This window comes from Frankia sp. CgJB1, from assembly GCF_977947065.1.
Genome location: NZ_CDWTNB010000017.1, coordinates 1 through 26,099 on the forward strand (window position 1 = coordinate 1; position 26,099 = coordinate 26,099).

Here is a 26,099-nt window from a genome sequence, read left to right on the forward strand (position 1 = left end):
CGAAGCCCTCGGCCCCGCCCGGGGGGTCGGCGCCGGTACCGCGCGGGCGGGACGAGGCTCGCCCGACCGCCGGTTCCCGCCGGGCGGTGGCCACGCTGACGGTCGCGGCGGCGATCGTCCTGCTGTCGGACATCATCACCAAGCACGTCGCGGTGGCCACCCTGTCCGACCGGGGGCCTGTCGAGGTCATCCCCGGCCTGCTCGACCTGGAGCTCACCCGCAACTCCGGAGCGGCCTTCAGCCTCGCGGGCGGCGCGACGGCGCTGCTCAGCCTGGTCGCCCTGGCCGTGGTCGCGGTGGTGGTGTTCACCGCCCGCCGGCTGCGGTCGGTGGGGTGGGCTCTCGTGCTCGGCGCCCTACTCGGCGGGGCGCTGGGCAACCTCGCCGACCGCATCTTCCGCGCGCCGGGTCCCCTGCGCGGTCACGTCGTGGACTTCGTTCACCTCCACTACTGGCCCATCTTCAACGTGGCCGACTCCGCGATCGTCTGCGGCGGCGTGCTCGCGGTCATCCTGTCCCTGCGCGGCGTGGGTCTGGACGGCACGCGCTACGCCGAGCATCAGCCCGTCGGCGGGGGCAGTGACCATCACGGGCGGTGACCTGCGGTCCCTACCGGTCCCGGACGGGCTCGACGGCGTCCGTCTCGACGCGGCGATCGCGAGGATGTTCGGGCTGTCGCGGACCGTGGCCGCCGCGCTCGTCGACGACGGCCAGGCGAGCCTTGACGGGAAGGTCCGGGGCCGGTCCGACCGGGTCAGCGGCGGTGCCTGGTTGGAGGTCCGGCTGCCCGCCCCGCCGCGTCCGGTGGCGGTGGAACCCACGCCGGTCGAGGGTCTCGGCATCCTCTACGACGACGACGACATCATCGTCGTGGACAAGCCGGTCGGGGTCGCCGCCCATCCGGCGCCCGGCTTCACCGGACCGACCGTGATCGGGGCGTTGGCGGCCGCGGGATACCGCATCTCCACCTCGGGCGCGGCCGAGCGTCAGGGGGTGGTGCACCGTCTCGACGTCGGTACCACCGGGGTGATGGCGGTCGCCAAGAGCGAGCGTGCGTACACCCTGCTGAAACGGGCGTTCCGTGACCGTGCGGTGGACAAACGCTACCGGGCCGTGGTGCAGGGCCATCCCGATCCGCTGCGGGGCACCGTGGACGCCCCGATCGACCGGCATCCGCGCCGGCCGGGGCTGTTCGCCGTCGTCGCGGACGGCAAGCCGAGTATCACCCACTACGATCTCCAGGAGGCGTTCCGGGCCGCCTCCCTGCTGTCCGTGCGGTTGGAGACCGGGCGCACCCACCAGATCCGGGTGCACATGTCCGCCCTGCGGCACCCGTGCGTCGGGGACCTCGCCTACGGGGCCGACCCCACGCTCGCCGAGCGGCTCGGCCTGACCCGCCAGTGGCTGCACGCGGCGCAGCTGTCCTTCGATCATCCCGGTCACGGCGGACGGGTCGAGTTCACCAGCCCGGACCCGGCTGACCTGGCCGAGGCGGTGGAACGACTGCGGGACCAGCCATGACGGAGCCGGTGACGTTCGGGGAGGCGACCTCGGCGCCGGTGCCCGCTCCCGCGGCACCTGGGGGAGCGGTGCCGGCCCAGGCCCCCGCCGGCCGGGGGTGGCCCACCGTGTGCCCACCGGTCCACGAGCTGGGGGCGCTGCTCGATCGGGTCGACGCCCGCACGCTGCCGGCGATCTCTCGCGCGATCGCGATCGTCCGGGCGCGGATGGTGGGCCTGGCGGCGCGGGAGATCGGTCGGGTCCGCCGGACCCGGGACCGGGCCCGTCCCTCGCCTGCCGGCTCCGACGACGATGACGGTCCGCCGGCCCTGCTCGACGTGGCAGGAGTCACGCCCGGCGGGGTGGTGGAATGGGGCGTCCGGATGCTTGTCCTCGGACTCGTCGTGTTGATCGTGGTGAGCGCGACGGCCGCGATCCTGCAGGGCGTCGATCATGCTCCGTCGTCCGGACGGTCCTCCCCGGCGACCGGGGAGGCGCCGACGTCCGCGAACCAGCCGGCGGCGCCCGACCAGCCGGCGGCGTCCGTGTTGCCCGTGGTGACGATCGGCCCCGGGCCGAACGATCCGGTCGCCGACTACCTCGGCGCCAGCCGGCAGAACCTCGCGTCGCTGACCTCGGCCGCCCCCGGCGCCGATCTTTACGCCGTGGCCAGTCTCACCGCGCCCCGCACCCCCGCCGACCTGCTCGAGGTGTTCGGCGACTTCCGGACCGTGCAGGTGTTCTTCACCGCCGGTATCGGGGGTGAACAGGAGCAGGCCCTCGTGCGCGATCCGGTGGCCGACGTCCGGGCCGCCTTCGGGTCGGCGGCGGCCCAGGCGGACGCCCGAGCCGCTGCCGACACGCAGGTCGGCGACACTGCCGCCGCCGACCGCGAGCGGCGAGCGGCGAGCGATCTGCGGGCCGGGTGTGGATGTCTGTTCGCCGCGGTGGTCCGCGCCCCGGCCGGCCGGCTCTCGCAGCTCGAGACCGATCCTCGGGTGCGGGTGGTGGACCCGGCCCCACCGGGAAGCGGGCCGCCGGGTATGAGATTCATCCCACTGTCCCCGGACCGTCGCTGACCCGGTCGAGACCGTCCGCATGATCGGACGGTGTGCCGGGCACGGGTGGCGGACGGTGACCGTTCTGGCGTGGCACCCGACCCCTGCGCCATCGTCGACCGGGACAGGAGAAGATGAGGGAGGAGACCGGCTTCGTCACCTGGGGTTGCGACCGGCCGGGGAGTTCACGGATCATGATGAGGAGACCCAGGTTGAAGCTGGCGAAAGGCACCCGGGAGGTCTTCGACGCGGAGAGCCTGCTCGAGGAGTACCTGGGGCCGCGCAAGCGAGGTCTGCGCTACGCCTACCCGTACTACGACGGCCTGGTCACCAATAGTGATCCGGATCTGCTGTGCACCGGGGATCTCCTGGCCCCGTGCCTGCTCGGCGTGCACGTGGACGTGGATCGGATGCACACGCTCACCGCACTGATGCCGTTGCTACAGCGGGCGTTGGACAGGCTTCCTCCCGGCATCGAGCTCATCGAGGCCGACGAGGTCACCCTCGATCTGGTCGCTGCGCTCTACGACCCCCTCGACGACCCGGACGTCTCCGACCGGGACGTCAAGGGCTCCCTCATCGCCAAGGTGCTGCACCGCAAGCGGCCCGCCCTGGTCCCGTTGTTCGACTCCAAGGTGAGGATCTTCTACCAGCACGAGGACTGCGTCCCGCCGTCGCCGCGGGACGGGCGGTCCTGGCGGCAGTACATGGGCCTGCTCATCCGCGCGATGCAGTACGACCTGCGGGAGAACGCCGAGGAGTTCCGCCGGCTCGGGGCGCTGGTACCCGTCGCGGGTCCCCCGATCACCCCGCTGCGGATGCTCGATGTCGTGGTGTGGATGAGCAGCGCGGTGTGATCAGCGCCAGTCGCCGGCCCGGGACCATCGACCGGATCCGACTGCGACAATGGTCGATGTGTTGAGCTACGCGGTCCGCGGGCTCACCCGGCGGCACGGGACGGGTGAGCATGCCGTTCTCGCCAATGATCGGATCGATCTCGACGTCCGGCAGGGCGAGGTATTCGGGGTGCTCGGGCCGAACGGCGCCGGGAAGACCACGCTGGTCCGCCAGTTGATGGGTCTGCTGCGGCCGGACGCGGGCACGATTACCCTTTTTGGCCGCGACGTGCTGGCCGCCCGCGGTCTGCCGGCCCGGCTCGCCGCCTACCTGGGTCAGGATGATCTCGCGCTGGCCGAGCTGCCGGTCGCCACGGCCGTGGCGACCACCGCCCGCATGCGCGGCGTCCCCCGCTCCGCCGTGCGGGCGGTCCGTGACGCCGTGCTCGGCGAGCTTGGTCTGGAGGCGGTGGCGCATCGCCCGCTGTCGAAGCTGTCCGGTGGGCAACGCCGGCTGGCGTGTGTCGCCACCACCCTGGTGGGGGACCGGCCGATGCTCGTCCTCGACGAGCCAACCACCGGCCTCGACCCCGTCGCCCGGCGGGCCGTGTGGTCGGCGCTGCAACGTCGCCGGGACACCGTCGGTGTCACCGTCGTGCTGATCACGCACAACGTCCTCGAGGCGGAGTCGGTGCTCGACCGGGTCGCCGTCCTGGACGCCGGGCGGGTGATCGCCTGCGACACTCCGGGCCAGCTCAAGGCATCGTTGTCCGGTGACGTCCGGCTCGACCTCGCGTGGCGCCACGACCCGCCCGCGGACGATCCCACCGTCGCGACGTTGGCCGCGCTCGCCGTGGTCAACGGACGGCGGTGGACCATCCGGTTGGCTCCGGCCGCGGCCCGTGACGCCCTCGGCCGGTTGACCGCCGGCCCGGCGTTCGCCGCGCTGGACGATTTCAGTCTCGCCACTCCCTCGCTGGAGGACGTGTACCTCACCCTCGGCGGCGGGTCGCGGGACCTGGAGCGCGCATGATCGTGATTTTCCGGTGACCGTCGTTCCGGACGCGCTCGGGGCATCCGGTGGCGGGGCATCCGGGGTGCCGGCGCCATCGGTCGTGGATGGCCGCCTGCTTCCCGCCACGCGGCCGGCGCCGGCCTCCGCCCCGCCGAGCAGCGCCCCGCTGGGCCCGCCGCAGCTGCCGCCGTTGACGTCGTTCCGCACCGCGTTCGGTGCGGTCTACCGCGGGCAGCTCGCCCGCTCCAAGGTGGGACGGATCCCGCTGCTGTTCGTCGCGTCGTTCCAGTCGGTCGGGATCCTCGTGCTGCTGCGCGGGATTCTCGACGTCGGCGACACCACGGCCGCCGGGCAGGTCGTGGCGGGTTCCACGGTGCTCGTGGTCGCCTTCGTCGCGTTGAACCTGCTGGCCCAGCGGTTCGGGGCGCTGCGGGCGTCCGGTGCCCTGGACTACTACCTCACGTTGCCGGTGCCCGGCGTCGCGGTGGTGCTGGGCACGGCGGCCTCATATGCGACCTTCGCGGCGCCCGGCACCGTCGTCACCGCGGTGCTGGGGGCGCTGCTCTACGGGCTGCCGCTGTCTGGCCTGTGGCTGCTGCTGCCTGTCGTGGCCCTCGCCGGGATCTGCCTGTCCGGGCTCGGGGCGGCGGTCGGCCTGCTCGCTCCTCGGTCGGAGCTCGCGACCGTCGCCGGCCAGCTCGGAATGAGCATCGTGCTGTTTTTCGGTGTGATCCCCTCCGGCCGGCTGCCCGAGGTCGGCCGCTGGGCGCGGGACGCGTTGCCCAGCAGCTACGCGGTGGACGCCCTCGCGGCCGCCTTCCAACCCGGCGTCGACTGGGCGAAGGTGGTCCTCGACCTCGGGATCTGCGCCGCCGTCGGGGTGGTGGCGCTGTCTGTCGCGGCGGTGGCGCTGCGCCGTGTCGGCACATCCTGAGGGCGTCATAGTTAGCAGGACCAGCGTAGTAGCAGGACCACTGCGGGACCGCCCGGCGCGGTAGGGTCAACGGCCTGCGGCCGGTCGGCGACGATGCGCTGGTAGGCCGGGGACGCTGGTAGGCCGGGGACGAGGAGACAGACAGCCAGTGGCAGGAAGCGCGTCATGACGGAGCGGTCGTCGGACATCCGCGGAGTCGAGCCGGCCGCGCTGTCCGTCCCACCCGGGGACAGGCCGCACCACCCTGGTCAGCCGACCCTCGATCCGGCGATTGCCGTCCCCGCGGCCGGTGAGCCGGCGCCGCCCGGGCGGAGCCTGGGCCGGGCGTTCGGTGCTCGTCCGGCAGCCGTCGCTGGCCTGATCTGCGCGGCGGCGATGGCGCTCGCCGGCTTCCCGCTCGGCCTGCTCTGGGCCGCGACCGCGCCGCACCTGGATCTCGCCGCGGCGTTGGGCGGGCATGAATCGGCGTTCACAGTCCAGAGCGACATCGACGTCCGGTTCGCCCAGATCTGCGCGGTTGCCGGTGTGATCGGCGGTGCCGTGGCGTGCTGGCGGGTCCGGGACGCGGGATGGCCGGTCCCGGTCGGGCTCGCCGCGGGCGGCATCGGCGGCTCGCTGATCGCCGGCTGGATCGGCCACCTGCGGCGCTCGCCCCAGCTGCTGCACGCGCTGCCGAAGGACGCCTCTCCGCTGCTCACCGATCTGGTGGACATGAAGGTCCGCGCGGGCGGGCTCTACTTCGTCATGCCGGTGACCGCCCTGGTCATGCTCCTCGTCGGGCTGTGGGTGACCTCGCGGGCCCGGTCGGACGCCGCCGAGGACAGGCGGGGTCCGACCGCGCCCGGCTACGGGGCTGGGGCTGGGGACTGAGCGTCGATCCCCCGGACGGGGCGAACGTCCCACGGTTCGGCCCGGGGCCAGTTCGGGTAACGGTCAGTTCGGGCTGGGATCGACTCGGCGCAACTCGCTCGATCCGATAGTGGTGATCTTTTCCAGGAGGCCGATCTCCCGGCGGAGCAGCGCCCGTTCGGCCCGCAGTCGGCTGGCCGCGTCCGGCGCGGCGAGCAGCCCCTGACATTCGGTGACGTCGGTGACGGCGGCGGCGGCGATCACGTACGAAAGGGCGATCGGGTCGTCGGGGAGGTCCGGCAGCGAGATCTGCACGGTGCCGGTGGCGGCGAGCCGGTCGGCGTAGGTTCGGAGCAGACGCTGGACCGCCGGAACGGTGCCGTCGGTGTCGCCGACGTCCTCCGGCAGGTAATCGACGTCCCCGACGAGGTAGGGCTCGCTGTGCCGGTCCACCGTGCGGATCCGGAACCGGTCACCGCCCACCGTGATGAGCGAGAACCGCCCGTCGGAGTGCTCCTGGACGCGCCGCAGCACGGCGGTGCAGCCCACGTCGTGGATCGCCGGCAGGGCCGGACCCACCTCCCGGCCTCGCCGGATGGCGATCACTCCGAACCGTCGGACCTGGTCAGCGGGCTGCTCGAGCAGTTCCCGCACCAAGATCCGGTACCGTTCCTCGAAGATCTCCAGGGGTAGGACCAGCCCGGGGAGCAGGACCGTCCCGAGCGGGAACAGAGGAAGCCGCTCGCTCAACTGCGGTGCCTTCTTCCTGCCCTGCCCTCTCCGGCCCCGGACGGGACCGGAAGCGGCCGGTGGCGGTCGGGCGAGGACCGCCCGGGGCGGGTCCACGACCAGGAGTCGGACGTTTGTCCCAACCCTGTCCCCCGGTAGCCACGGTGTCCATCCAGAAAGGACTGTGATTCTCACCGGGCGCGGGTTCGGGCGGTGGGCTGGGAGCCCGGACGGTGGGCCGCCGGTGCCTGGGGGCCTTCCATCCGGGTTCGTTCGCGGGAGAATGGCCCGGTGTGGGAAACCGAGCCGGAGCTGCTGGTCGTCTTCCACCGGCCGGACCGGGGCTTCTCGACCGGCACGGGTGCCGATCCACTGGCCGAACTGGCCGTCCTCGGCACCGTGACCTCGGCCCTGCGCCCCCGGCTGGCTCTCGTGGCGCTGCCCCCCTCGCGGGCGCCGGAGGTGGCTGCCCTGCCCGGGGTGTGCGGGGTCTTCGTCGATCAGGTTCCCTCGGCGCTGCGGGAGTCCCTCACCGCCGCCGAGAGCCTGTTCGTCGACGGCTGGCTGGCGCGGAGGGGTGCCAAGCACCGCGATCCCGCGGGTGGTGAGCCCTGGGACACGCCGGGGTACCTCCCGCCTGACCGGCCACCCGGGGCGCCGCCGGCCGGATGACCCCGCGCGGCGGCTCAGAACACGCGCGGCGGCTCAGAACACGCGCCGGGGGACCGACCATCTCGCACCGGGGCCCGACGAACGCCAGACCATGTGGAGCCGGTCGCCGACGCGGGCGAGCACCTCCAGATGCCCGTCGAAGTTGCTCTGGATCATCGAGACGGCGTCCACCCGGCCCAGCTCCGGCGCGAACGGCCGCGGTCCGCTCCAGACCGGGGATGGCGCGCCGTTGTTCCGGTAGAAGTGGATGAGTCCCCGGCCCGCGGCGGGGACGACCACCTCGAAGTTGCGGGAGCCGTCGGGGAAGGCGCTCTGGATGAGCACCGGATTGCCCGTCACGCCCTCGGCGAAGACGGGGCCGGTGCGCCAGACCGCCCTGTTATCGCGGGTGAGGTGCACGAGCCGGTTGCCGACCCGGGCGACCGCTTCCAACATTCCCGTTGCCGCCGCCCAGCGTGCCGTGGATGAGGCTGACGGCGTCGACGCGCCCGAGGTTCGCGCCGAACAGCTTCGGAGTGCTCCACGGAAATCCGTGGATGTCATGGTTGCGCCACAGGTGCAGGATGCCGACGTCCGCGGCGGGCACGAGTAGTTCGAAGTTGCCCTTGCTGCCCAGCCGGCTCTGCACCAGCGACGGAACGCCCCCCACGCCCTGGGCGAGGCGGGTCGGCGGGTGCCAGGCGAAGGCACCGGTGGAGTCCCGCCACAGGAAGTACAGCGCCGAGCCGGCCCGGACGGCGACCTCGAGGGGTCCCGGCCTGGCCAGGGTTCTCTGGATCATGGTGACGGCATCGATCCGGCCGAGCTCCTGGGCCGTCTGCCACGGGGCCATCCAGGGGAAGCCGGCCGCGTCGTTGTCCCGCCAGACGTGGGTCAGCCCGGCGAAGGCCGAGGGGACGACGGCGTCGAAGTTGCCGATCCGGCCGAGCCCCCTGGTCTGGACGAGCGCCGGGTTGCCGCTCACTCCGTGGCCCCAGCCGAGGTGGCTGGGGGTGTAGCGGCACAGTGCGAAACTGTTCGAGCGCATCACAGGGCAGTCGACGGGCGCGGGCGCGCAGGCGTCGCAGTTGCCGTTTGGGGCGTGGAACGCCCCCCACCGACCGCCGCAGTCGCACTGGGCGCCCGCGTACTCGTCCGGAGCGCCGAAGATGTGGCCGGTCTCGTGGGTGAAGACCCGGTCGATATTGTCCGGTCCCCAGCCGTCGTTGTCGCAGGACATCACGAGCCGGGAACCACCCACCGAGGAGTACGCGAAGTATCCCAGCGGATACTTGGTGAAGAACGCGCAGTAGGCGGACCGGGTGCCGAGCCGGGCCCGGAGCGCGTCGACGTAGTCGTAGACGCCGTCGAAGCTGGCCGCGTGGCCGAGCCGGCTCATGGTGGGGTCACGCCACAGCGCCTCGAGGTCGGGCGCGTTCGGGTCCGCTGGGACGGGCAGCCGCACGATCTGGATGTCGTAGTGGAAGGTCAGGTCGGCCGCCGGGTTCGTGGTCGCGTACCAGGACAACCCGTTCTGCACCTCGGCCACGATCTTGGTGCGTTCCGCGGCGGTCAGTTGCAGTGCGGTGGTCGGCCCTTCCACGAGGATCAGCCCGACGGCCACCGATCCCTCCAGCGCCGCGCTGGTGGGGGAGGGCGCCTGGGTGGTCTGCGCGGCGGTCCGGGTGTCCGCGGGCGCGGCGGTCGGGCTCTGGGCCTCGGCCCGCCCGTTCGCCTGGGCATGCGGTGTCGTCTGGGCATGCGGGGACGGCCGGTCCGGATCAGGCGAGCTGCCCCGGGGCGGCGGGATGTCGGTGCAGGGCCGGTCCATGTCCCACGGCCGGCCGTCGCGGGGACGTTCCTGCTTGAGATGCCGGTAGGCGGCGCTGGCCCGCAGACGGAAGGCGTCTAGCCCGAGCGTCTCGGCGCGGCTCAGACCGGGCGACACCCCGGTGGTCGACACGACGCTGCCGTCCGCGGGGGGGGGGAAGGACCGTCGCTGCCAGCCGGGCGGCGGCGCGTTCCGCCGTCGCCGTCGCCGTGGAGATGTCCCGAGGCTGGCCCAGCACGTGGACCCTGCCGTAGCGGTGCAGCGGCTGTCGTTCGTTGGCCAGGGTGGGATCGGTTGGCGAGCCGTCGCTCTCGGCGGTCTGGTCGACCCCGTCATCCGAGGATGCGCCGGTGGCTGCGATCGCCGCGAACGCCGCACGGAGTGCTCGGCCCGTCTCCCCTCCGGCCGAGATGATGAGCGCGTGTTCGTCGGCCGGTACGTCCCCCGCCATACTTGATCATTTTCCTTTCGGTGGGGATGGCTGTGCGGAGTTGTATCGTGTTGCAGCTTTGCTGCGCCGGCTTTTGCGAAAACAAGCGCGCAGAGTGCCGATCTGGTACCTTTGCCTGCTTTGTCCGAAGGGATTGCGCCAACATAGCCGGCGGCGGGCGTCCATCGGCCGGACAGTGGCGCCACGGATCCACCGACTGGGCGGCGCCCAGTCGGATATCGGCTCCGGCGGCTGCCCGTCACCGGCGGCCGCCGGTGACGGGCAGCCGCCCGCGTGGCTCGGTGGCTCAGCGGCTCAGCGCCGGTCCGGAGCGAACGGTGCCTGCGCCGATGGCACGTCGGGCCACATGGCCCCGACGGCGGGCCGTTCCGGCACGCCCATGGCCTCGGCCACCTTGCGCATGATGGCTTCCACCAGCCGGACAGCCTGCGGGGTCGCGAGGTTCAGCACGATCTCGGCATCCCCCGCTACCTGGAATCGCACTGAAACGTCCGCCATGACGACTGCCCTTTCCTCGCGGCTCGCCAGCACATTGCGGGCGTGTTGCCACCGGTGACGTTACGGGGCTGGGGCGACCGCCCGCGCGGCGCTCGGGCGCGGCACCGGGCAGTGTGACCGGCTGGCAGGTTGCTGCGACGAAGCGGGTAGGGTCACGGTGGTGACCTTTCCGTCGGCGACAGTGCGTGACTGTGTGGCCGTGCTTGAGCGTTTCTTCCCCCCGTCCTGGGCCGAGTCCTGGGACGCGGTGGGACTGGCGGTGGGTGATCCGGACGCGCCGGTCTCGGCCGTCCTGTTTGCGGTGGATCCGGCCCCAGAGGTGGCGGCCGAGGCCGCCACGGTGGGAGCTCAGCTGCTCGTCACCCACCACCCGCTGTTCCTGCGGGGAGTGCACGGCGTCGCCGAGACCGGTCCGGGCGGGCGGGTCGTGGCCACCCTGATCCGGGCCGGCGTCGCCCTGTACACCGTGCACACGAACGCCGATGTCGCCGCGCCGGGCGTGAGTGACGCGCTTGCCGACGCCCTGGGGTTGCGCGACGTCGCCCCGCTGCTCGGCCCGGGACTGCTGCCCGGCCCGGCCCCGCTGCCCGCTCCGGCGGACGCCGGGGCCGACGAGGGCGGTGTCGGTGATGAGGGCGGTGCCGGCGGGGCGAGCGTGTGCCGGGGCCTCGGCCGGATCGGTGACCTGCCCGCGGCCGAGTCCCTGGAACGGTTCTGTGCCCGGGTCGTCCGGGCGCTGCCGGCGACGGCGGGCGGGGTCCGGGCGACGGGTACCGCGGACCGGCTCGTCCGGCGGATCGCGGTGTGCGGCGGCTCGGGGGGAGAACTGGTCGCCGCCGCCGAGGCCGCGGGAGCGGACGTCCTCGTCACCGCGGACGGCCGGCATCACCACGTCCTCGACGCCGTCGGTGCGCACGGGGTCGTGGTGGTCGACGTCGCCCACTGGGCGAGTGAATGGCCGTGGCTGAGCCAGGCCGCCACCCGCCTGCGCGTCGGTCTGCGGGCGGGGGGACGTACGGTGAGCACGTCGGTATCCGCTATCGTGACCGATCCCTGGCGGGTGCACGTTCCGTCCCGGTAGGCGGTGCCGGCGGCGCGCAGGCCCGGGTCACGCGAGGCTCGGGTCACGCGAGGCCCGGGTCACGGAGGTCGCCGCGTCGGGTCGGGCCTGGTCGCCCCGGCCTGGTCGGCCAGGTGTAGTCGTTCAGGCGTACCAGTGAGGAATCGATGAAGGCCGACCCAGCAGTTCAGCTCCGCCTGCTCGATCTGCAGGCGCTCGACACCGGTATCGACCGGTCGGTGGCCCGCCGACGCGGTCTGCCGGAGCACGCCGTCATCACCGAGCGCACCGCCGCGCTGACCTCGTTGGACGGTGAGGTCGTCGGGGTGCAGACCGAGCTGAGCGACGTCGCGCGTGCCCAGCGCAAGCTGGAGAATGAGATCGACCTCGTGCGGACCCGTTCGGCCCGTGACTCCCAGCGGCTTGATTCCGGCGCCGTCTCGACGCCGCGTGAGCTGGAGAACCTGCAAGCGGAGCTCGCCTCGCTGACCCGCCGTCAGGGCGTGCTCGAGGACGACGCGCTCGAGAAGATGGAGATCGTCGAGGGCTTGGAGAGCCGGCTCTCCGCGTTGTCCCAGCAGCGATCGGCCCTGCAGGCCGAGCTCGACGCGGCGGTGGCCGCGCGGGACAAGGCTTACGCCGAGATCGACGCCGAGGTGGCGCGGCTGCGCCACGACCGCGACGCTCTCGTCCCGGAGCTGCCCGAGGCGCTGGTCGCGCTGTACGAGCAGATCCGGGCGTCCTCCAGCGGAGTGGGCGCCGCGGCCCTGCTGCGCCGCCGCTGCCAGGGTTGTCATCTCGAGCTGTCGGGCGGCGACCTGCGCGCCGTGGCGGCGGCGCCGGCAGATGAGGTGGTGCGCTGCGAGGAGTGCCGGCGCATCCTGGTCCGTACCCCCGAATCGGGGCTGTAGCACCGTCGGCGGGACCGCCCGCCTCGGGGTCAGACGAGGGGAGCATGTAGATGGGCACCGTGCGCAGGCTGGTCATCGAGGCCGACGGCGGGTCGCGGGGCAACCCGGGCCCGGCGGGCTACGGAGCCGTGGTCCGCGACGCCGGCTCGGGGAAGCTGCTGGCCGAGCGCGCGGACTCGATCGGGCGCGCCACGAACAACGTCGCCGAGTACTCCGGGCTGATCGCCGGGCTGCGGGCCGCCGCTGAGATCGCCCCGGACGCCGAGGTGGAGGTTCGGATGGACTCCAAGCTCGTTGTCGAGCAGATGAGCGGCCGGTGGAAGGTCAAGCATCCGGCGATGCGGCCGCTGGTGGTTGAGGCGACGGAACTCGCCGCCCGGTTCCCCGCGGTCCGTTTCCAGTGGGTGCCCCGCGCGCGCAACGCCGACGCCGATCGGCTCGCGAACGAGGCGATGGACGCCGCCGCCGCCGGGCGGGCCTGGGAACCCGCGGTCCCGCAGTCCCCGGACCCGGTCCCGCACCGCGCGCCGACGACAAACCGGCTCTCCGGCTGGATGGCGCCGCCCGCACCACCGACGACGACCGTGTTGCTGCGTCACGGGCAGACCCCGCTCTCGGTGGAGAAGCGGTTCAGTGGGACGGTCGAGGCGGCCCTGACCGACGTCGGGCTCGGCCAGGCCGCGGCCGTGGCGAACCGGCTGCGCGACGAGCCGTTCGATCTCGTCGTCAGTTCGCCGCTGAAGCGGGCCCGGCAGACCGCCGAGGCCCTCGGCCGCGACTATGTCGTCGTCGACGATCTGCGGGAGACCGACTTCGGCGCCTGGGAGGGGCTGACCTTCGCCGAGGTGCGTGAGAAGTTCCCCGACGAGCTCAATGCCTGGCTCGCCGACCCGCACGTCCCGCCGCTCGGCGGGGAGAGCCTGATCGCCACCGTGGCCCGGGTGGCGCGGGTGCGTGACCGGCTGCTCGCCGAGCAGCCGGGCGGGCGGGTCCTCGTCGTCTCACACGTCACGCCGATCAAGGGGTTGGCCCAGCTGGCGCTGGCGGCGGAACCGGCCGTGCTCTACCGCCTCCACCTGGATCTGGTGTCGATGACGACCATCGACTGGTACTCCGACGGCCCGGCGGTGCTACGCGGGTTCAACGACACCCATCACATGACGGGCCAGACGATCTACGGCGAATAGGGGCAGCTCAGGCGGGTTGAGGCGGGGCCGGCTCCGGCGGAAGATCGTGCTCCTCGAGATAGTAGGCGATGGATGCGTCCCAGACCCATTCCCCCAGGCGCCGTCGTATGGAATGGTCTCCTCCAGGACGCCGAACTCGTCACGGCGTCTCGAGGTCGTCCACACGTTACCGCGGTCGTCGGCCCAGGCCAGCTCGGTCGGTGCCGTCACCGCGACCCCGAGTTCGTCCGCGACCTTCTGGGCCACGGGGTTGTCGCCCTGCCCGGTCTCGCAGGACAGCAGCCGCACCGGTCGGCCGCGCCAGTTCTCGTCGGCGCGGATGAGCGCGCTGAGCTGCCGGGCGTCGAGCGCGACCTTGCCGACCCGGAATCCCGACGGGTCGCCATGCAGGTCGGCTGTGTAGGTTCCCGGGACCGGCTCGGCGGCCATCGCGGTCCTCCGCATGTCCGTGTCGGACTTCTCGAAGAAGGCGCGTCCATCTCGAGTCGGGAGGCTTTCCCGCCAGATCCTCGTGAGCCGCCACCCCAGCTTCTCCGGTCCGGCTGGCCGATCCTGCTTCCTGGCCGCGTCCATCTCACCGCCGGGCCTGCGGTCGAGCAGCGCGAGCTTGCGTTCCACCGGCGAAGGATCGGTGGACCGCGGGTCCTCTGCCGACCGACGGTCGGCCGGCCACGGGGCACGATCACCCGAGGTGTTCCGTCGATCGAGCGCGTCCAGCTTGGCGTCGATCCTGGAACGTTCCGTCTCCGGCCGCGCCGAGCCTTCAGGGGCCGAGCCTGCGGATGCCAAGCCATCGGATTCGGTGTCGTCGGCGGAAACGGGGGAGTCTGCCTCCGATGATGTGAGCCGGTCGAGCAGCCGCGCCTTCACATCGGCCTGGCTCGGCCCGGCCCCCGGTCTCCCGGGAGCGGCCGGTGCATCGATGCTCGCATCCGGCCGTTCGATCGACATTGCCACCTACCGTAGCAGTGTCACCACATCATGGCTAGAAACGACCAGTAAGAAGACTTGTCCCCTGATGGATGATATGTACGTTATGGTAGGCGGTTGGCCTCGTTCCGGAGCCGGTTTCGCGACTCGGACGCGTGGGGGGCGTGGTGGACGGCGCGTTGCGCGCACAGATTGTGAGGTTGGCGCGGGCGTCGCGGAACTTCGGCTTCCTGCTCGACCACGAGCCGCTGCTCGTCCTGTTCGGGGCGAGCGCCGAGTCGTACATCTACCCCGATCCGAACACGTCCCTGATGAAGGCGCGCCAGTTCGGCGAGGCGCTGGCCGAGCGGATGGTTGCCGAGACCGGAACGCGGGCCCGTGGAAACCACCAGGTGGACCGGGTCAACGCGTTGGCCAGGGCCGGTCTGCTGGAGCCTCGCATCAAGCGGGCGTTCGACGCTGTTCGCCGCACGGGCAACGAGGCGGTGCACGGCCATTTCGGTGAGGTCCGGGTGGCGCTCACGATGGTGGGTCACTGCTTCGAGCTGGGGGTGTGGTTCCACCGCTTTCTCACCGGCGACCGGACGGTGTTCGCCTTCGTCCCGCCGGCCGCCCCGGACCCGTCGGCGGCGTCGGCGGCGCCGTCTGCCGCGGAGGCGACCGAGCTACGCCGGCTGCGCGAGGAGCTCGCCGCCTACCGGGATCGCCTGGCTGAGACGGGGCTCCGCCTCGACGGCAGCCATGACCGGCTGGCGGCGGAGCGGACCGCCCGGGCGGAGGCCGAGCAGGCACTCGCCCACGCTCAGGCGGAGATGCAGGCGCTGCATTCCACCGGTGTGGATCTCCATGGGCTGATCTCGACGCTCACGGTGGTCTCTTCCGCGGACCGGTCCGATGCGCAGGTCGGTGGTGCGGTCGAGGGGATGGTGTTCGACGCCGACGCCGACGCCGACGCCGACGCCGACGCGATGTCGGTGCGTGAGGTGCTGTCCCCGCAGACCGGCGTGCGGGTATCCGGGGTGGGCGGCCGTGAGCGGCGGACGACGGCGGACGAGCGTGAGGCGTTCATCCAACGGGCCAGGGTGGCGGCCCGCGAGCCGCGCACGGAGGTCCAGGTCCGGGCCGAGGTCGACCGGATGCTGTGGGCGGCCGGATGGGTCGTGCAGGACGTCTCCGCGCTGAACCTGTTCGCCGCCGACGGGGTGGCGGTGCGTGAGGGGCGCACGGCCTCCGGTCCGGCCGACTACTTGCTGTACGTCAACCAGGCGCTGGTCGGTGTGATCGAGGCGAAGCGGGAGGGGACGCCGCTCACCCAGGTGGAGAGCCAGTCCGCCCGATACGCGGAGACGTTGACGAAGGAGCAGCGGATGGCCGCCTGGCGTGCCCCACTGCCGTTCCGGTACGAGACAACGGCGGTGGAGACCCAGTTCACCAACGACTTCGACCCCGCACCGAGAGCCCGGCGGGTCTTCTCCTTCCACCAGCCGGAGACACTGGCCCGATGGATGCGGGAGGCCGACGAGGACCCGGCGTACCCGACCCTGCGGGCCAGGCTCGCCGCGATGCCGGCGGCGTTTCCGCTGGCCACCGGGTCGCTGCGGCCGGCGCAGGTCGACGCGGTGACCGGGCTGGAACGTTCGCTCGCCGCCGGCCGGCCGCGGGCGTTGATCCAGATGGCGACCGGCGCGGGAAAGACGTACGCGGCCGTAACCGCGAGCTGCCGGCTACTGCGCCACGCGCGGGCCCGCCGCGTCCTGTTCCTGGTGGACCGCAACAACCTGGGCCGGCAGGCGCGCACCGAGTTCTCCGGCTACCCGATCCCGGATGACGGCCGCCGGTTCACCGACCTGTACAACGCCGAGATCCTCGCCGGCTCGGGGATGGCCGACTCCTGGCAGGTGGTTATCTCGACGGTCCAGCGGCTGTACGCGGTGCTGTCGGGCCGCAGCGTGCCGGATGCCGACACCGACGACCCGGACCTTGACGACGGCCCGGCGGAGATGGGCGACGAGGACGCCGAGCCGGCCGCCGTGTCCTACAACGCCGACCTGCCGCCGGAGAGTTTCGACCTCATCATCATCGACGAGTGTCACCGTTCCATCTACGGGAAATGGCGGGCGGTGCTGGAGTACTTCGAGGCCTTCCAGGTCGGGCTCACCGTGACTCCGACGAAGCAGACGCTGGGGTACTTCCAGCGGAACCTGGTAAGCGAGTACACCAACCAGCAGGCGGTGGCGGACAAGGTCAACGTCGACTTCGACGTCTACCGCATCCGCACGAAGCATGGCGAGCGGGGCGACACCATCGAGGCCGGCATCACCGTGCCGCGCCGTGACCGGCGGACCCGGGCGCAGCGGTACGAGGAGCTGGACGACGACTTCAGCTACGGCCCGGACCAGCTCGGCCGATCCGTCATCAGCGAGGGAAACCTCGACCTGGTGCTCACGACGTTCCGGGACAGGCTGTTCACCGAGATCTTCCCGGGCCGCACCGAGGTGCCGAAGACGCTGGTGTTCGCCCGCGACGACAACCACGCTGACGAGATCGTCTGCAGGATCCGGGAGGTCTTCAACCGGGGCAACGACTTCGCCGCGAAGATCACCTGCTCGGTACGGAACACCGAGGAGCTGCTGGCCTCGTTCCGGAACTCGGCGGAGCTCCGCGTCGTCGTCACCGTCGACATGATCTCCACCGGGACGGATGTGCGTCCGCTGGAATGCCTGCTGTTCCTGCGCAACCCGAAGAGCCCGGTCGCCTTCGAGCAGATGAAGGGGCGCGGCGCGCGGACGATCGACCCGACCGAGTTCCAGAGCGTCACCCCGGACGCGCGCACCAAGGACCGGTTCGTACTGGTCGACGCGGTCGGCGTCGTCGACACGAAGCGGGTGGACGCGGCCCCACTGACCCGGCATACCGAACGGCAGATCAGCCTGGAGGCGTTGTTGCGTAAGGCCGGCAGCCTGGAGATCACCGCAGCGGAAACGGCGACACTCGCTTCCCGGCTCGCCCGGCTCAACCAGCAGCTCACCGCCGAGGAACGCACCGAGTTGGAGGCCCTCGCGCAGACGCCGCTGACGTCCGTGATCGGCAGCCTGATCCAGGCCGCCGACCCGGACCGGCTGGCCGACGCCGAGGCCGCCGGCCCGGCCGGTCCGCTATCCGCGAGCTGGTGAAGGCGGCGGTGCGCCCGCTGGCGGCCAATCCCGCCCTACGCGCCCGCATGCTGGAGATCCGCCGCGCCCACGAGATCACCATCGACGAGGTGAACGCGGACGTCCTGCTCTCCGCCGGGGGCGTCGACCGGACCGAGCTGGCGCGCGATCAGGTCACCTCCTGGCGGGCGTTCCTCCGCGAGCACCACGACGAGATCGCTCTGATCGAGGCGTCCTACGAGCACGGCGGCGGGCCGCGGCCGGTGTACGCCCAGGTGATCGAGCTGGCGGCGCGGATCGCCCGACCACCGTACCTGTGGTCGCCGACTACGCTGTGGCGGTCGTACCGGGTGCTGGGGCTGGCGCCGGAGGAGCCGGAGGTAAATTACGGACCATTGGATCTGATCGGGCTGATCCGCTATGAGCTGGGCGTTGACGTCCAGCCGCGACCCCACCGGACCGTCGTCGAGGAGCGGTTCACCGCCTGGCTCGCCGCGCAGCGGCACGCCGGCGTCACGTTCACCCGCGACCAGACGTGGTGGCTGGAGAAGATCAAGGAGATCGTGGTGAGTGCGGCGGGCTTCGCTGACGGCGACTTGGACGAGTGGCCGTTCACTCAACGCGGCGGAACGGACGGTTTCCTGGCCGCCTTCGGTAATGACCGCGCCAGCACCGTCCTCGACACCCTCCGCGCCGGCCTCACCGCATGACCGGACCTCCCCCCCCGGCTGGGAATGGGCCTGTCTGGAAGATCTGCTGGCGGTAGAACCCAGAGCCATCACCGACGGGCCTTTTGGGTCGAACCTGGCTTCGCGCCACTACACTTCGTCGGGTGCCAGAGTGATTCGCCTTCAGAACATTGGTGACGGTGCTTTCAACGACAGCGACAAGGCTTATATAGACCTCGATCATTTCGAGGAGTTGCGTGCGCACGAAGTGCACGCGGGTGACCTCGTTGCTGCCTCGCTGGGTGAGGAACTCCCTCGGGCATGTATTGTTCCGGATCTCGGAGTACCAGCTGTCGTGAAGGCCGATTGTATTCGGGTTCGGCCCCACCCTTCCATCGAACCGAGTTGGCTGCTTCATGCCCTGACCTCACCGCAGTCTCGAAGATATTCGGCGTCCAAGATCAGGGGAGTCGGTCGACCTCGTCTTGGCCTCGGGGAGCTGCGACGTGTACCTCTCCGGGTGCCTCCGTTGGTCGAGCAGCGTCGCATTGTCGCAGTCCTCGAAGGGTCGCTTGAGAGAATCAGGCAAGGCGTAGGCGGGTTGGAACGTACATTATTGCGAATTGATCATCTGCAAAGTTCGTTGCTGTCGGCGGTGTGCTTCGGCAGGGTTGGTCGGTGGGCCGACGCGCCACGTGTCACATTTCTTCATGATCGAGTGTCGGTAGACGGTGATGTTCCGGGGATTCCACTGGAGTGGCGCTGGTGCCGTCTTGGAGAGATCGTCGACGTGGTGGGTGGGGTGACCAAGGACGGCAAGAAGCAATCCGACCCGGACCTTCCTGAGGTTCCGTACCTGCGTGTGGCGAATGTGCAGCGAGGTTATCTGGATCTTGCGAAGATATCGACGATCCGGGTGCCCGCAGCCAAGGCTCGTGCGCTCACTCTATCAGCCGGGCGATGTTCTTCTGAACGAAAGTGGGGACCGCGATAAGCTCGGACGTGGGTGGGTGTGGGACGGGCAGATCGACGGGTGTATTCACCAGAACCATGTATTTCGAGTTCGTCTGTATGACGGAATTCTGCATCCGAAGCTGCTCGCTTGGCATGCCAACGAGTTCGGTCAGGGCTGGTGCGAGAAAAATGGTCGGCAGAGCGTCAACCTCGCCTCGATCAGCTTGTCCCAGATCAAGCGGCTTCCCGTTCCGATTCCCCCGGTAGAAGCACAGGCTGATCTGGTCAGCGCAGCCGAAGAATGGCTGAGTGTCCTGGACACCGGCGAGCGTCTGGTGCGTGGAGGTCTCGCGAAGGCTACCGTGCTACGGAAGGCGTTGTTAGCGGAGGCATTCACGGGGCGGCTGGTGGCGCAGGATCCGGCGGATGAGTCGGCGTCGGTGTTGTTGGAGCGGATCCGGGCGGAGCGGGCGGGTGCGGTGAAGGCGCCGAGGCGGCGGCCACGCAAGCTTCCGGCGCAGGAGGGGCAGTCTGCGGCGGCGGTGGGGACCGCGTCCCGGCCGATGGGAGAGTGGGCCTCCGTCGAGGCCGTCGTGTCCGCGCCGATGCTGCCGCTCGACGATGTTGCCATCGATAACGACAAGGATGTGCTGGGGTGAGCGCGAAGGCACGGCAGCTCATCGCGAAGCTGTGGAACTACTGCGACGTGCTGCGCGATGACGGCGTCTCCACCATCGACTACGTCGAGCAGTTGACCTACCTGCTGTTCCTGAAGATGGCGCACGAGCGGGCTTACCGGAGCTTCAACCCGGACGTAGCCCTGCGGCCAGTCGCGGACCGGTGGCAGAAGCTGCTCGACTACGACGGCGACGACCTGGAGACCGCGTACCGACACACCTTGGAGGATCTCGCCAAGGAGGCGGGCATGCTCGGCGTGATCTTCCGCAAGGCGCAGAACCGCATCCAGGATCCGGCGAAGCTCAAGCGGCTTATCGTCGATCTGATTGAGAAGGAGGAGTGGTCGTCGACCGGTGTCGACGTGAAGGGTGACGCCTATGAGGAGCTGCTGGCCAAGAGCGCCGAGGATATCAAGTCCGGCGCCGGCCAGTACTTCACTCCCCGCGCGCTGACCGCGGCCATGGTCGACTGCCTCCAGCCGGGTCCGGACGACACGGTCTTCGATCCTGCCTGCGGCACCGGCGGCTTCCTGCTGGCCGCCGCCGACTACATCCAGCGCCATCATGGCGCCACGCTGTCGCCGGAGCAGCGCGCCGGCTTCAGCCGCGGAAAGATCCGGGGTATGGAGCTGGTAGACGGCACCGCCCGGCTCGCCGCGATGAACATGCTGCTGCACGGCATCGGCCACCCCAACGGCAACACCCTCATCGACGTCGGGGACGCGCTCGCCGGCCGGTACGGCGGGAATCCGACGATGATCCTCGCCAACCCGCCGTTCGGCAAGAAGTCCTCAATCACCGTGATCGGTGAGGACGGCCGCGCTGGCCGGGACGATATTGCGTACAGCCGGCAGGACTTCTGGACGACGACCACGAACAAGCAGCTCAACTTCGTCCAGCACATCGCGTCGTCGCTGGACGTGGACGGCCGGGCCGCCGTCGTCGTGCCCGACAACGTGCTGTTCGAGGGCGGGGCGGGGGAAACGGTCCGCCGCCGGCTGCTGGCGGAATACGACGTCCACACCCTGCCGCGGCTGCCCACCGGTATCTTCTACGCCGGCGGGGTCAAGGCGAACGTGCTGTTCTTCGACAGGCGCCGGGCTCGGCCGGGCACGCCGTGGACGGCGACCCTGTGGGTGTACGACCTGCGGGTCGGCCAGCACTTCACGTTGAAGCAGAATCCGCTGCGCCGCGAGCACCTCGGCGACTTCGTCGCCTGCTACCGGCCGGGGGAACCGCGCGGCACCCGCACCGAGTCCGAGCGGTTCCGCCCGTTCGACTACGATGAGCTGGCCGCTCGGGACAAGGCGAACCTCGACATCACCTGGCTGCGCGACCCCAGCCTTGACGACGCCGACAGCCTGCTACCTCCCGACGTCATCGCCCGTGAGATCGTTGAGATCTCCAGGCCGCCCTGGTCGAGTTCTCCGCCATCGCAGACGCCCTCGCGGCCAACCGCTCCGCCGACGCCACCGCTACACCGGACGATGCCGTCTCGTCCGACTGAGACCTTGCGGTGTGAAAGGGCCTGACGCGCCGCGACCCCATCCCGTGGTCCGCGTCGCGGGTTCGACACGGACGTTTAGTCCACCACGTCTGCTCGCAGCACGGCCTCGGCCAGCTCGACTAGTGAACCCTCATCGGGCAGCGACCATCGCAACGGTCCTTGGACGGAAACGGGTGCGCGCTTCCACCCCGCCCGCCGCCAGATCTCCATCACCAAGCCGGATGGGGCGTACTGGCGGCCGTCCACCGCCCAGACCAGGGGTTTCGAGCGGCTGTTCACCCAGGTGGCCTCCGCCCGCCGTGGATCCGCCGCCAACCATCCGCCGATCGCGCGTTCCTCGGGCTTCCCCGCGGTCGAGAACACCAACCGCGTACCCTCGCTGATTCTGCGCGCATCGACCAGAATGCCCACCGTGTTCGGACGTCGGCTGCGGCGGTCCGCCTTGGGCTTGTTGTAGTCCTCCGGCAGCACGGGCTCCGGGCGATCGGTCCTCATGTCCCATAGCACCTGCGCCACCAGTGGCTCGCAGCGCTCGGCACTGGTGAGGGTGCTACCGATGAAGGAATTCCGGCCGAAGGTCTCGTCGATGCGTAGCACCAGCCAGCCGACGGTCTGCCTGACGAGCGCCGGGACTCCATCGAGTCGCGTGGACCAGTCCTCGTCGGGATCGTCGATGCCATCCAGGGTGATGTGCGTGAAGATGATGTGCGCCACCAGCAGATCGCCGAGTTCGGCGACGGCCTCCGCGCGTCCGCGCCAATGATTGCGGGTGTCGTGCAGGTTCTGCTGGATGGCGCGGAAAGTCCGCACGCAGCGCCAGATCCGCAACGCCGACGGGCGGCGGTTTCCGAACAGCAGGGTGTAGGCGCCCTTTGCGCCCCGCTCCCACAACAGGGAGGAATCCTTCTTCGCGCGGACGACCAGCTCGACCGAGGAATGCGCACATGCCAGCGCGACGGCGGCGTGAACGACCGAGCACCCGCCCTCGGGAGATGGATCGATCTCCCCCCGCTTGAGGACATAGGTCTTGCCGAGAGTGAGAGCGAAATCGTCTTTGAATTCGTAATGAAGTAATTAATGCAAGCCAATATGCGTCTTCGCAGGTCACGGGCTCGCGAGGACTCCGAAGTGAACAAGTTATTTCATTCCGAATCCTTTGATGTCGGTCGGTACCTGGTCCAGGGCGACGAAGTCGCGCAGCTCCACGTCGTTCTGCGTGTTTGTCGTCTGGGTGGTGGTGGTCGCGAGGTCGGTGGGCGCCCGGCCCAGAACAATCACGCGGACTCCGACGAGAGCCCAGCCGGCCACGTCCGGGCTCTTCTTCACCCCGTCGCCGATAGCGACGACAGTCTGCGCGCCCTCGACGACGCTCGCGCCGTCGAGGGTCAACTCGGCTGGGCCGTTCGGCGTGCTACGGCTGAAGGGATTGAAGGTGAGACTGTCGCACAGTATGGTGATTCCGTTATTATAATACCAGAAGTTCTCGGGTGTCGTCGTCAATGTCTCGACGATATCGCTGTTAATCTTTGTGGTACCGAGACTGGTACGGATGTTCCTGCTGAACAACAGATTTCCGTGCTGGGTATACCAGTCGGCGATCTCGCTTGCCGCGACGATCCCGGAATACGCCGTAAGAGGATGGCGAAGGTCGAACCACTCCTGCATTTTGGCGACGAGCCTGATCGGCTGTGGGGCATTGCGGCGCAGGAGCATCGCCCTGATGTCCGCCGCCAGACAGTACTCGATATCCAGGACGTCGCCGTGCTTGTTGAAAATTTTGACGGCGTCGTCGAATTTCTGCCGGACCTCGGCCGAGGGCGCCTGGCTTCCCATCAGGACGATCGTCATGGTGATACGCCGGCCGGCGTCGAGCAGTACTGTACGCACCCGTTCCGCGAGCACCTGAAGTCGCTCGTTGAAGGGGTCGAACTCGTGCTGGTCGATCAGGCGGAGTCCTTCGAGTGTCTTGAGCGCATCGCCGGTATTGAGGCCGGCCTCGCCGCGGTCGCTCCACTTCGACTGGATCAGCCAGAGTTGTGGCTCGCTCCTGGCCACGGTGATCGCGTCGATACCGAAATCGTTACGCCCATCGATGACCATCTCGGCGGCCTCGGCTGTGTCACAGTCGAGGCGGTCCCGTGCTACCAGTGCGGCCAGCGCACGGGAGAGGAACTTGCGGCGCCGCTCGGCCGGATCCGGATGGGTCACGTCGCTGGTGTCGATCAGGCCGTCGAACTCGCGTGCCAGTGCCTCCCTGACCGCTACAACGGTCCCGGGAACTGGTCTTCCCGCTCTTCCACTCACCTGATCCACCGCCCCTTCGCCGCACTGTGTATGCGATCTTACGGGGCGTCCCATTTGCGGGAGTAAAGTATCTCCTCTTGTCTGAGCAGCCGGCTGTGCCCCGGCTGCCGGACGTGAAGCCGGGCGGCCGAGACAGGGACGCGGACGAGATGGCCTGTAAGCCCCGGCTTGGCCAGCGCCCTGGCCACCATCATCAAACGACTCCGCGATGCCAACGGCGGCCCTATCCATCTGGTCGCCTGCTACGACCTGTACGAGCGCGTTCCCTATCTGCCGTCCGCCAGTCACAGGCGGGGCGGTGCTGTCTGCCTGGGGGGCGGCTCGCAACGGGAGGGGTAGGGCCTGATGGGTAGCCCGGCCGTAACGGCCGACAGCACCTTGGAAGGTAACGCGCGGCCCACCGCCACCAGCCGGTCCCCGACCAGCCGGCCCATCACCGTCTTCGCCGGCGCCGAGACCACCCCACCCCGGCCGAGCAGCGTCCCCACCCTCGGTGAAGCTGAACTGTGGAGGGTTAGGCACGGTTCCGCGGTCCGCGACTTGTGACGGCCACGGGCCCTTGGACCTTGCTCCGGGGGTGCCGACTCCGGGGTGCCGAGCGGCGGCTCGGGTCAGAGGTGCCGGTACACCTCACGTCGATGGGCGACGTGGACGATCGTGACGAGAATGCGGGTGTGGTCGACCTGGTAGATCACCCGGTATTCACCAACTCTGATCCGCAGTATCCTGCTGGGTTGGCCGGTGATGGCCCGGGCCCCCGAGGGGCGGGGTTCCGCCGCGAGTCGTGTTATCGCGATCAGGATCCGTCGAGTGGTGGAGGCGTCGAGCTTACGCAGCTCTCGCAGCGCCGCAGTCGTCCACTCGACGGTGTGCGCCACGTCAGTTCAGGCCGAACTCGGCGAGGACGTCGGCGTGGGGTACGCGAGGCTCCTCGGCGGCCAGCGCCTCTCGGGCGACGGCGAGATCCGCTTCGTCCTCCGCCGCTTCCAGCTCACGGAGATCTTCTATGGAGATCACTGCCGCGACCGCGCGGCCGTGACGGGTCAGGACGATCCGCTCATGGGCGTGCTCCGCCTTGGAGACGATCTCGCCGAGGTGGTCGCGTGCCTCGCTGATCGGCATCTCGCTCATCCCCAGATTGTACAAACCGGGGAGTGGTCGGGCCGCTGAGGCGGACGAGGTGGCCTGTAAGCCGGGTCCTGTACCGGCTAGCCTCACGGCTCGTCGGCGGCGACCATCTCTCTCGGGCTGCCGTTGCCGGCAGCCTCTAGCGGTCCACCCGCAGGCTCGGGCGGGCAGCCCTCGAACCTCGAACGCCTGCGCGGTCCGCGGCCTCGCGGCTACGGGCCTTCTGACCTTGCTCCGGGCGGGGTTTACCGAGCCGCCCAGGTCACCCTGGGCGCTGGTGCGCTCTTACCGCACCGTTTCACCCTTACCGGCGCCGGAACCGGCACCGGCGGTCTGTTTTCTGTGGCACTGTCCCGCGGGTCACCCCGGGTGGGTGTTACCCACCGCCCTGCCCTGTGGAGCCCGGACTTTCCTCGGCGACGCCGGACGAGCCGGCACCGACGCGGCCGCCCGGCCAACTCGTCCGCTTCCTTCAGTATAGAGTGCTTCCCGGTCTACGCTTCCTGGGCGTAGGGCTGATCGGGCTGTCGGTGCGCGGAGCCGGCCGATCGGGCGGTATGGCGGCGGATCGAGGAACAGGACGATCATGACGGGACCGAAGCAGCCGGGCCGAGGCTTCGGCAACGCGAGGCGTACGGCCTCTCCGCCCGCCGTTCCGCCCGCGCCCGCGGCGCCGGCGGCGGCCGGGCAGACCCCCGCGGCCTCGCCTTCCGGAACGCCTGCCGGCCAGGTTCCGGTTGGTCCGGGTGCCGTGGCGCCCGTTCCGCACCAGCCGGCCCACCCGGGCGGACCGGATTCTCCCGGCGTCCCGGGTGCGCCCACCGGCGGGGCCCGGCCGTCGCGTCGCGGGGTTGCCTACACCACCTATGCGATCACCGTGCTGGTGCTGCTCATCGCGATCGCCGTCGTGGTCTTCGTCGTGCAGAACGACGCGCGCGTGAGCATCTGGCTGTTCGGTTCGACCAGGCAGATGTCGGTCGCGGGTGCACTGGCCGCCTCGGCCGCCGCCGGTCTCGTCGTCGGCCTACTCATCGGTGTCATTCCTCAGATCAGGCTGCGCCGCGAGTTGCGCCACCTGCGTCGCGCGGCCGGCCACCGGTAGCTGAGCGGAGTCCTCGGCCGCGGGTCGGCCGGTAGCCGGTTGGTGTAGCCGGTTGGTGGAAGGCACGTCGGCAAGATGCCAGGCGGATCTCACCGCGTCGGTACAGTCCGGGTCGTGACGTCGTTGCGAACAGATCTGCCACCGGGAGCACAACTCCCGCCACGCCC

General features: G+C 70.3%; 27 protein-coding genes and 1 other RNA gene. 17 read left to right on the top strand and 11 right to left on the bottom strand.

Features of this window, described 5'->3' with window-relative positions; all coding sequences use genetic code 11:
• From AC08OT_RS03775 to AC08OT_RS03805, 7 genes are all read left to right on the top strand, one after another.
• Nucleotides 1-599: signal peptidase II (locus AC08OT_RS03775; RefSeq protein ID WP_476602535.1), on the top strand; the 599-nt coding region annotated here is incomplete at its 5' end.
• The gene (locus tag AC08OT_RS03780) at nucleotides 580-1,521 is read left to right on the top strand and encodes an RluA family pseudouridine synthase (RefSeq protein ID WP_462203493.1); all 942 of its coding nucleotides are present in this window, start codon (nucleotides 580-582) and stop codon (nucleotides 1,519-1,521) included. The genes AC08OT_RS03775 and AC08OT_RS03780, both read left to right, overlap by 20 nt.
• Nucleotides 1,518-2,579 (top strand): hypothetical protein, encoded by a 1,062-nt coding sequence (locus AC08OT_RS03785; RefSeq protein ID WP_476592823.1) that lies wholly within the window; start codon nucleotides 1,518-1,520, stop codon nucleotides 2,577-2,579. Before AC08OT_RS03780 ends, AC08OT_RS03785 begins: the two co-directional genes overlap by 4 nt.
• A 191-nt stretch (nucleotides 2,580-2,770) precedes the next feature.
• Nucleotides 2,771-3,415 carry a DUF6308 family protein gene (locus AC08OT_RS03790; protein WP_462188889.1) on the top strand — a complete coding sequence of 215 codons (645 nt, stop codon included), beginning with the start codon at nucleotides 2,771-2,773 and terminating at the stop codon, nucleotides 3,413-3,415.
• Between the two features lie 49 nt (nucleotides 3,416-3,464).
• Nucleotides 3,465-4,427 (top strand): ABC transporter ATP-binding protein, encoded by a 963-nt coding sequence (locus AC08OT_RS03795; protein ID WP_462188896.1) that lies wholly within the window; start codon nucleotides 3,465-3,467, stop codon nucleotides 4,425-4,427.
• A gap of 13 nt (nucleotides 4,428-4,440) precedes the next feature.
• Complete coding sequence (locus tag AC08OT_RS03800) at nucleotides 4,441-5,343, top strand: ABC transporter permease (RefSeq protein ID WP_476594978.1); 903 nt, start codon at nucleotides 4,441-4,443, stop codon at nucleotides 5,341-5,343.
• Between the two features lie 165 nt (nucleotides 5,344-5,508).
• Nucleotides 5,509-6,213, top strand: coding sequence for a hypothetical protein (locus tag AC08OT_RS03805; RefSeq protein WP_476592825.1), 705 nt, complete (start codon nucleotides 5,509-5,511; stop codon nucleotides 6,211-6,213).
• Between the two features lie 63 nt (nucleotides 6,214-6,276).
• Here AC08OT_RS03805 and AC08OT_RS03810 read toward each other — a convergent pair whose 3' ends face one another.
• Nucleotides 6,277-6,942, bottom strand: coding sequence for an LON peptidase substrate-binding domain-containing protein (locus AC08OT_RS03810; RefSeq protein WP_476592826.1), 666 nt, complete (start codon nucleotides 6,940-6,942; stop codon nucleotides 6,277-6,279).
• A gap of 270 nt (nucleotides 6,943-7,212) precedes the next feature.
• On the opposite strand from AC08OT_RS03810, the gene AC08OT_RS03815 reads away from it, so the two are divergent.
• Nucleotides 7,213-7,593, top strand: a complete 381-nt coding sequence (locus AC08OT_RS03815; RefSeq protein ID WP_476592827.1) for a hypothetical protein — start codon at nucleotides 7,213-7,215, stop codon at nucleotides 7,591-7,593.
• A 33-nt stretch (nucleotides 7,594-7,626) separates the two neighbouring features.
• On the opposite strand, the gene AC08OT_RS03820 is transcribed toward AC08OT_RS03815, so the two are convergent.
• The 3 genes from AC08OT_RS03820 to AC08OT_RS03830 all read right to left on the bottom strand — a co-directional run bounded on the left by AC08OT_RS03820 (nucleotide 7,627) and on the right by AC08OT_RS03830 (nucleotide 10,352).
• On the bottom strand, nucleotides 7,627-7,992 hold the full coding sequence (locus tag AC08OT_RS03820) for a hypothetical protein (protein ID WP_476602536.1): 366 nt from the start codon (nucleotides 7,990-7,992) through the stop codon (nucleotides 7,627-7,629).
• Nucleotides 7,973-9,535 carry a zinc metalloprotease gene (locus tag AC08OT_RS03825; protein WP_476596797.1) on the bottom strand — a complete coding sequence of 521 codons (1,563 nt, stop codon included), beginning with the start codon at nucleotides 9,533-9,535 and terminating at the stop codon, nucleotides 7,973-7,975. The genes AC08OT_RS03820 and AC08OT_RS03825 overlap by 20 nt, the downstream gene beginning before the upstream one ends.
• A gap of 613 nt (nucleotides 9,536-10,148) precedes the next feature.
• Nucleotides 10,149-10,352: a hypothetical protein gene (locus AC08OT_RS03830; RefSeq protein WP_462187649.1), complete on the bottom strand. Its 204-nt coding sequence runs from the start codon at nucleotides 10,350-10,352 to the stop codon at nucleotides 10,149-10,151.
• A gap of 160 nt (nucleotides 10,353-10,512) precedes the next feature.
• Between AC08OT_RS03830 and AC08OT_RS03835 the strand changes: the two genes are divergently transcribed.
• The 3 genes from AC08OT_RS03835 to AC08OT_RS03845 all read left to right on the top strand — a co-directional run bounded on the left by AC08OT_RS03835 (nucleotide 10,513) and on the right by AC08OT_RS03845 (nucleotide 13,510).
• Nucleotides 10,513-11,433, top strand: coding sequence for a Nif3-like dinuclear metal center hexameric protein (locus AC08OT_RS03835; RefSeq protein ID WP_476593812.1), 921 nt, complete (start codon nucleotides 10,513-10,515; stop codon nucleotides 11,431-11,433).
• A 146-nt stretch (nucleotides 11,434-11,579) separates the two neighbouring features.
• Nucleotides 11,580-12,323, top strand: coding sequence for a zinc ribbon domain-containing protein (locus tag AC08OT_RS03840; RefSeq protein WP_476593811.1), 744 nt, complete (start codon nucleotides 11,580-11,582; stop codon nucleotides 12,321-12,323).
• Nucleotides 12,324-12,373: 50 nt separating this feature from the next.
• Complete coding sequence (locus AC08OT_RS03845; protein WP_476593810.1) at nucleotides 12,374-13,510, top strand: bifunctional RNase H/acid phosphatase; 1,137 nt, start codon at nucleotides 12,374-12,376, stop codon at nucleotides 13,508-13,510.
• Here AC08OT_RS03845 and AC08OT_RS03850 read toward each other — a convergent pair.
• Entirely contained in the window at nucleotides 13,454-14,128 is a 675-nt protein-coding gene (locus AC08OT_RS03850; RefSeq protein WP_476594980.1) for a hypothetical protein, read from the bottom strand. The genes AC08OT_RS03845 and AC08OT_RS03850 overlap by 57 nt on opposite strands.
• 512 nt (nucleotides 14,129-14,640) lie before the next feature.
• Here AC08OT_RS03850 and AC08OT_RS03855 point away from each other — a divergent pair.
• From AC08OT_RS03855 to AC08OT_RS03875, 5 genes are all read left to right on the top strand, one after another.
• The gene (locus tag AC08OT_RS03855; protein WP_476602537.1) at nucleotides 14,641-17,613 is read left to right on the top strand and encodes a DEAD/DEAH box helicase family protein; all 2,973 of its coding nucleotides are present in this window, start codon (nucleotides 14,641-14,643) and stop codon (nucleotides 17,611-17,613) included.
• Nucleotides 17,610-18,302, top strand: a complete 693-nt coding sequence (locus tag AC08OT_RS03860; protein WP_476593806.1) for a type I restriction-modification enzyme R subunit C-terminal domain-containing protein — start codon at nucleotides 17,610-17,612, stop codon at nucleotides 18,300-18,302. Before AC08OT_RS03855 ends, AC08OT_RS03860 begins: the two co-directional genes overlap by 4 nt.
• Nucleotides 18,303-18,789: 487 nt before the next feature.
• On the top strand, nucleotides 18,790-19,254 hold the full coding sequence (locus AC08OT_RS03865) for a hypothetical protein (protein ID WP_476602538.1): 465 nt from the start codon (nucleotides 18,790-18,792) through the stop codon (nucleotides 19,252-19,254).
• 16 nt (nucleotides 19,255-19,270) lie between these two features.
• Entirely contained in the window at nucleotides 19,271-19,873 is a 603-nt protein-coding gene (locus tag AC08OT_RS03870; protein ID WP_476594983.1) for a restriction endonuclease subunit S domain-containing protein, read from the top strand.
• Complete coding sequence (locus tag AC08OT_RS03875) at nucleotides 19,870-21,423, top strand: class I SAM-dependent DNA methyltransferase (RefSeq protein ID WP_476592398.1); 1,554 nt, start codon at nucleotides 19,870-19,872, stop codon at nucleotides 21,421-21,423. Before AC08OT_RS03870 ends, AC08OT_RS03875 begins: the two co-directional genes overlap by 4 nt.
• Nucleotides 21,424-21,473: 50 nt before the next feature.
• On the opposite strand, the gene AC08OT_RS03880 is transcribed toward AC08OT_RS03875, so the two are convergent.
• The 6 genes from AC08OT_RS03880 to rnpB all read right to left on the bottom strand — a co-directional run bounded on the left by AC08OT_RS03880 (nucleotide 21,474) and on the right by rnpB (nucleotide 25,292).
• Nucleotides 21,474-22,226 carry a hypothetical protein gene (locus AC08OT_RS03880; protein ID WP_476592399.1) on the bottom strand — a complete coding sequence of 251 codons (753 nt, stop codon included), beginning with the start codon at nucleotides 22,224-22,226 and terminating at the stop codon, nucleotides 21,474-21,476.
• 309 nt (nucleotides 22,227-22,535) lie between these two features.
• Nucleotides 22,536-23,702, bottom strand: a complete 1,167-nt coding sequence (locus AC08OT_RS03885; protein ID WP_476592400.1) for an AIPR family protein — start codon at nucleotides 23,700-23,702, stop codon at nucleotides 22,536-22,538.
• A 284-nt stretch (nucleotides 23,703-23,986) separates the two neighbouring features.
• Nucleotides 23,987-24,190, bottom strand: a complete 204-nt coding sequence (locus AC08OT_RS03890) for a hypothetical protein (protein WP_476592401.1) — start codon at nucleotides 24,188-24,190, stop codon at nucleotides 23,987-23,989.
• A gap of 123 nt (nucleotides 24,191-24,313) precedes the next feature.
• Nucleotides 24,314-24,580: a type II toxin-antitoxin system RelE family toxin gene (locus AC08OT_RS03895; RefSeq protein WP_476592402.1), complete on the bottom strand. Its 267-nt coding sequence runs from the start codon at nucleotides 24,578-24,580 to the stop codon at nucleotides 24,314-24,316.
• Nucleotide 24,581: 1 nt separating this feature from the next.
• Entirely contained in the window at nucleotides 24,582-24,833 is a 252-nt protein-coding gene (locus AC08OT_RS03900; protein WP_462189044.1) for a type II toxin-antitoxin system Phd/YefM family antitoxin, read from the bottom strand.
• A 41-nt stretch (nucleotides 24,834-24,874) separates the two neighbouring features.
• An RNA gene (gene rnpB / locus AC08OT_RS03905) (RNase P RNA component class A) lies at nucleotides 24,875-25,292 on the bottom strand.
• Nucleotides 25,293-25,416: 124 nt separating this feature from the next.
• Here rnpB and AC08OT_RS03910 point away from each other — a divergent pair.
• The gene (locus AC08OT_RS03910) at nucleotides 25,417-25,932 is read left to right on the top strand and encodes a lipopolysaccharide assembly protein LapA domain-containing protein (RefSeq protein ID WP_476592403.1); all 516 of its coding nucleotides are present in this window, start codon (nucleotides 25,417-25,419) and stop codon (nucleotides 25,930-25,932) included.
• Nucleotides 25,933-26,099 lie beyond the last annotated feature (167 nt).

Bases quoted from the DNA above. Each gene is read 5' to 3' on its own strand.
- AC08OT_RS03795 (WP_462188896.1), top strand. From the start codon at position 3,465: ATGGTCGATGTGTTGAGCTACGCGGTCCGCGGGCTCACCCGGCGGCAC.
- AC08OT_RS03830 (WP_462187649.1), bottom strand. From the start codon at position 10,352: ATGGCGGACGTTTCAGTGCGATTCCAGGTAGCGGGGGATGCCGAGATC.
- AC08OT_RS03785 (WP_476592823.1), top strand. From the start codon at position 1,518: ATGACGGAGCCGGTGACGTTCGGGGAGGCGACCTCGGCGCCGGTGCCC.
- AC08OT_RS03805 (WP_476592825.1), top strand. From the start codon at position 5,509: ATGACGGAGCGGTCGTCGGACATCCGCGGAGTCGAGCCGGCCGCGCTG.
- AC08OT_RS03900 (WP_462189044.1), bottom strand. From the start codon at position 24,833: ATGAGCGAGATGCCGATCAGCGAGGCACGCGACCACCTCGGCGAGATC.
- AC08OT_RS03840 (WP_476593811.1), top strand. From the start codon at position 11,580: ATGAAGGCCGACCCAGCAGTTCAGCTCCGCCTGCTCGATCTGCAGGCG.
- AC08OT_RS03845 (WP_476593810.1), top strand. From the start codon at position 12,374: ATGGGCACCGTGCGCAGGCTGGTCATCGAGGCCGACGGCGGGTCGCGG.
- AC08OT_RS03910 (WP_476592403.1), top strand. From the start codon at position 25,417: ATGACGGGACCGAAGCAGCCGGGCCGAGGCTTCGGCAACGCGAGGCGT.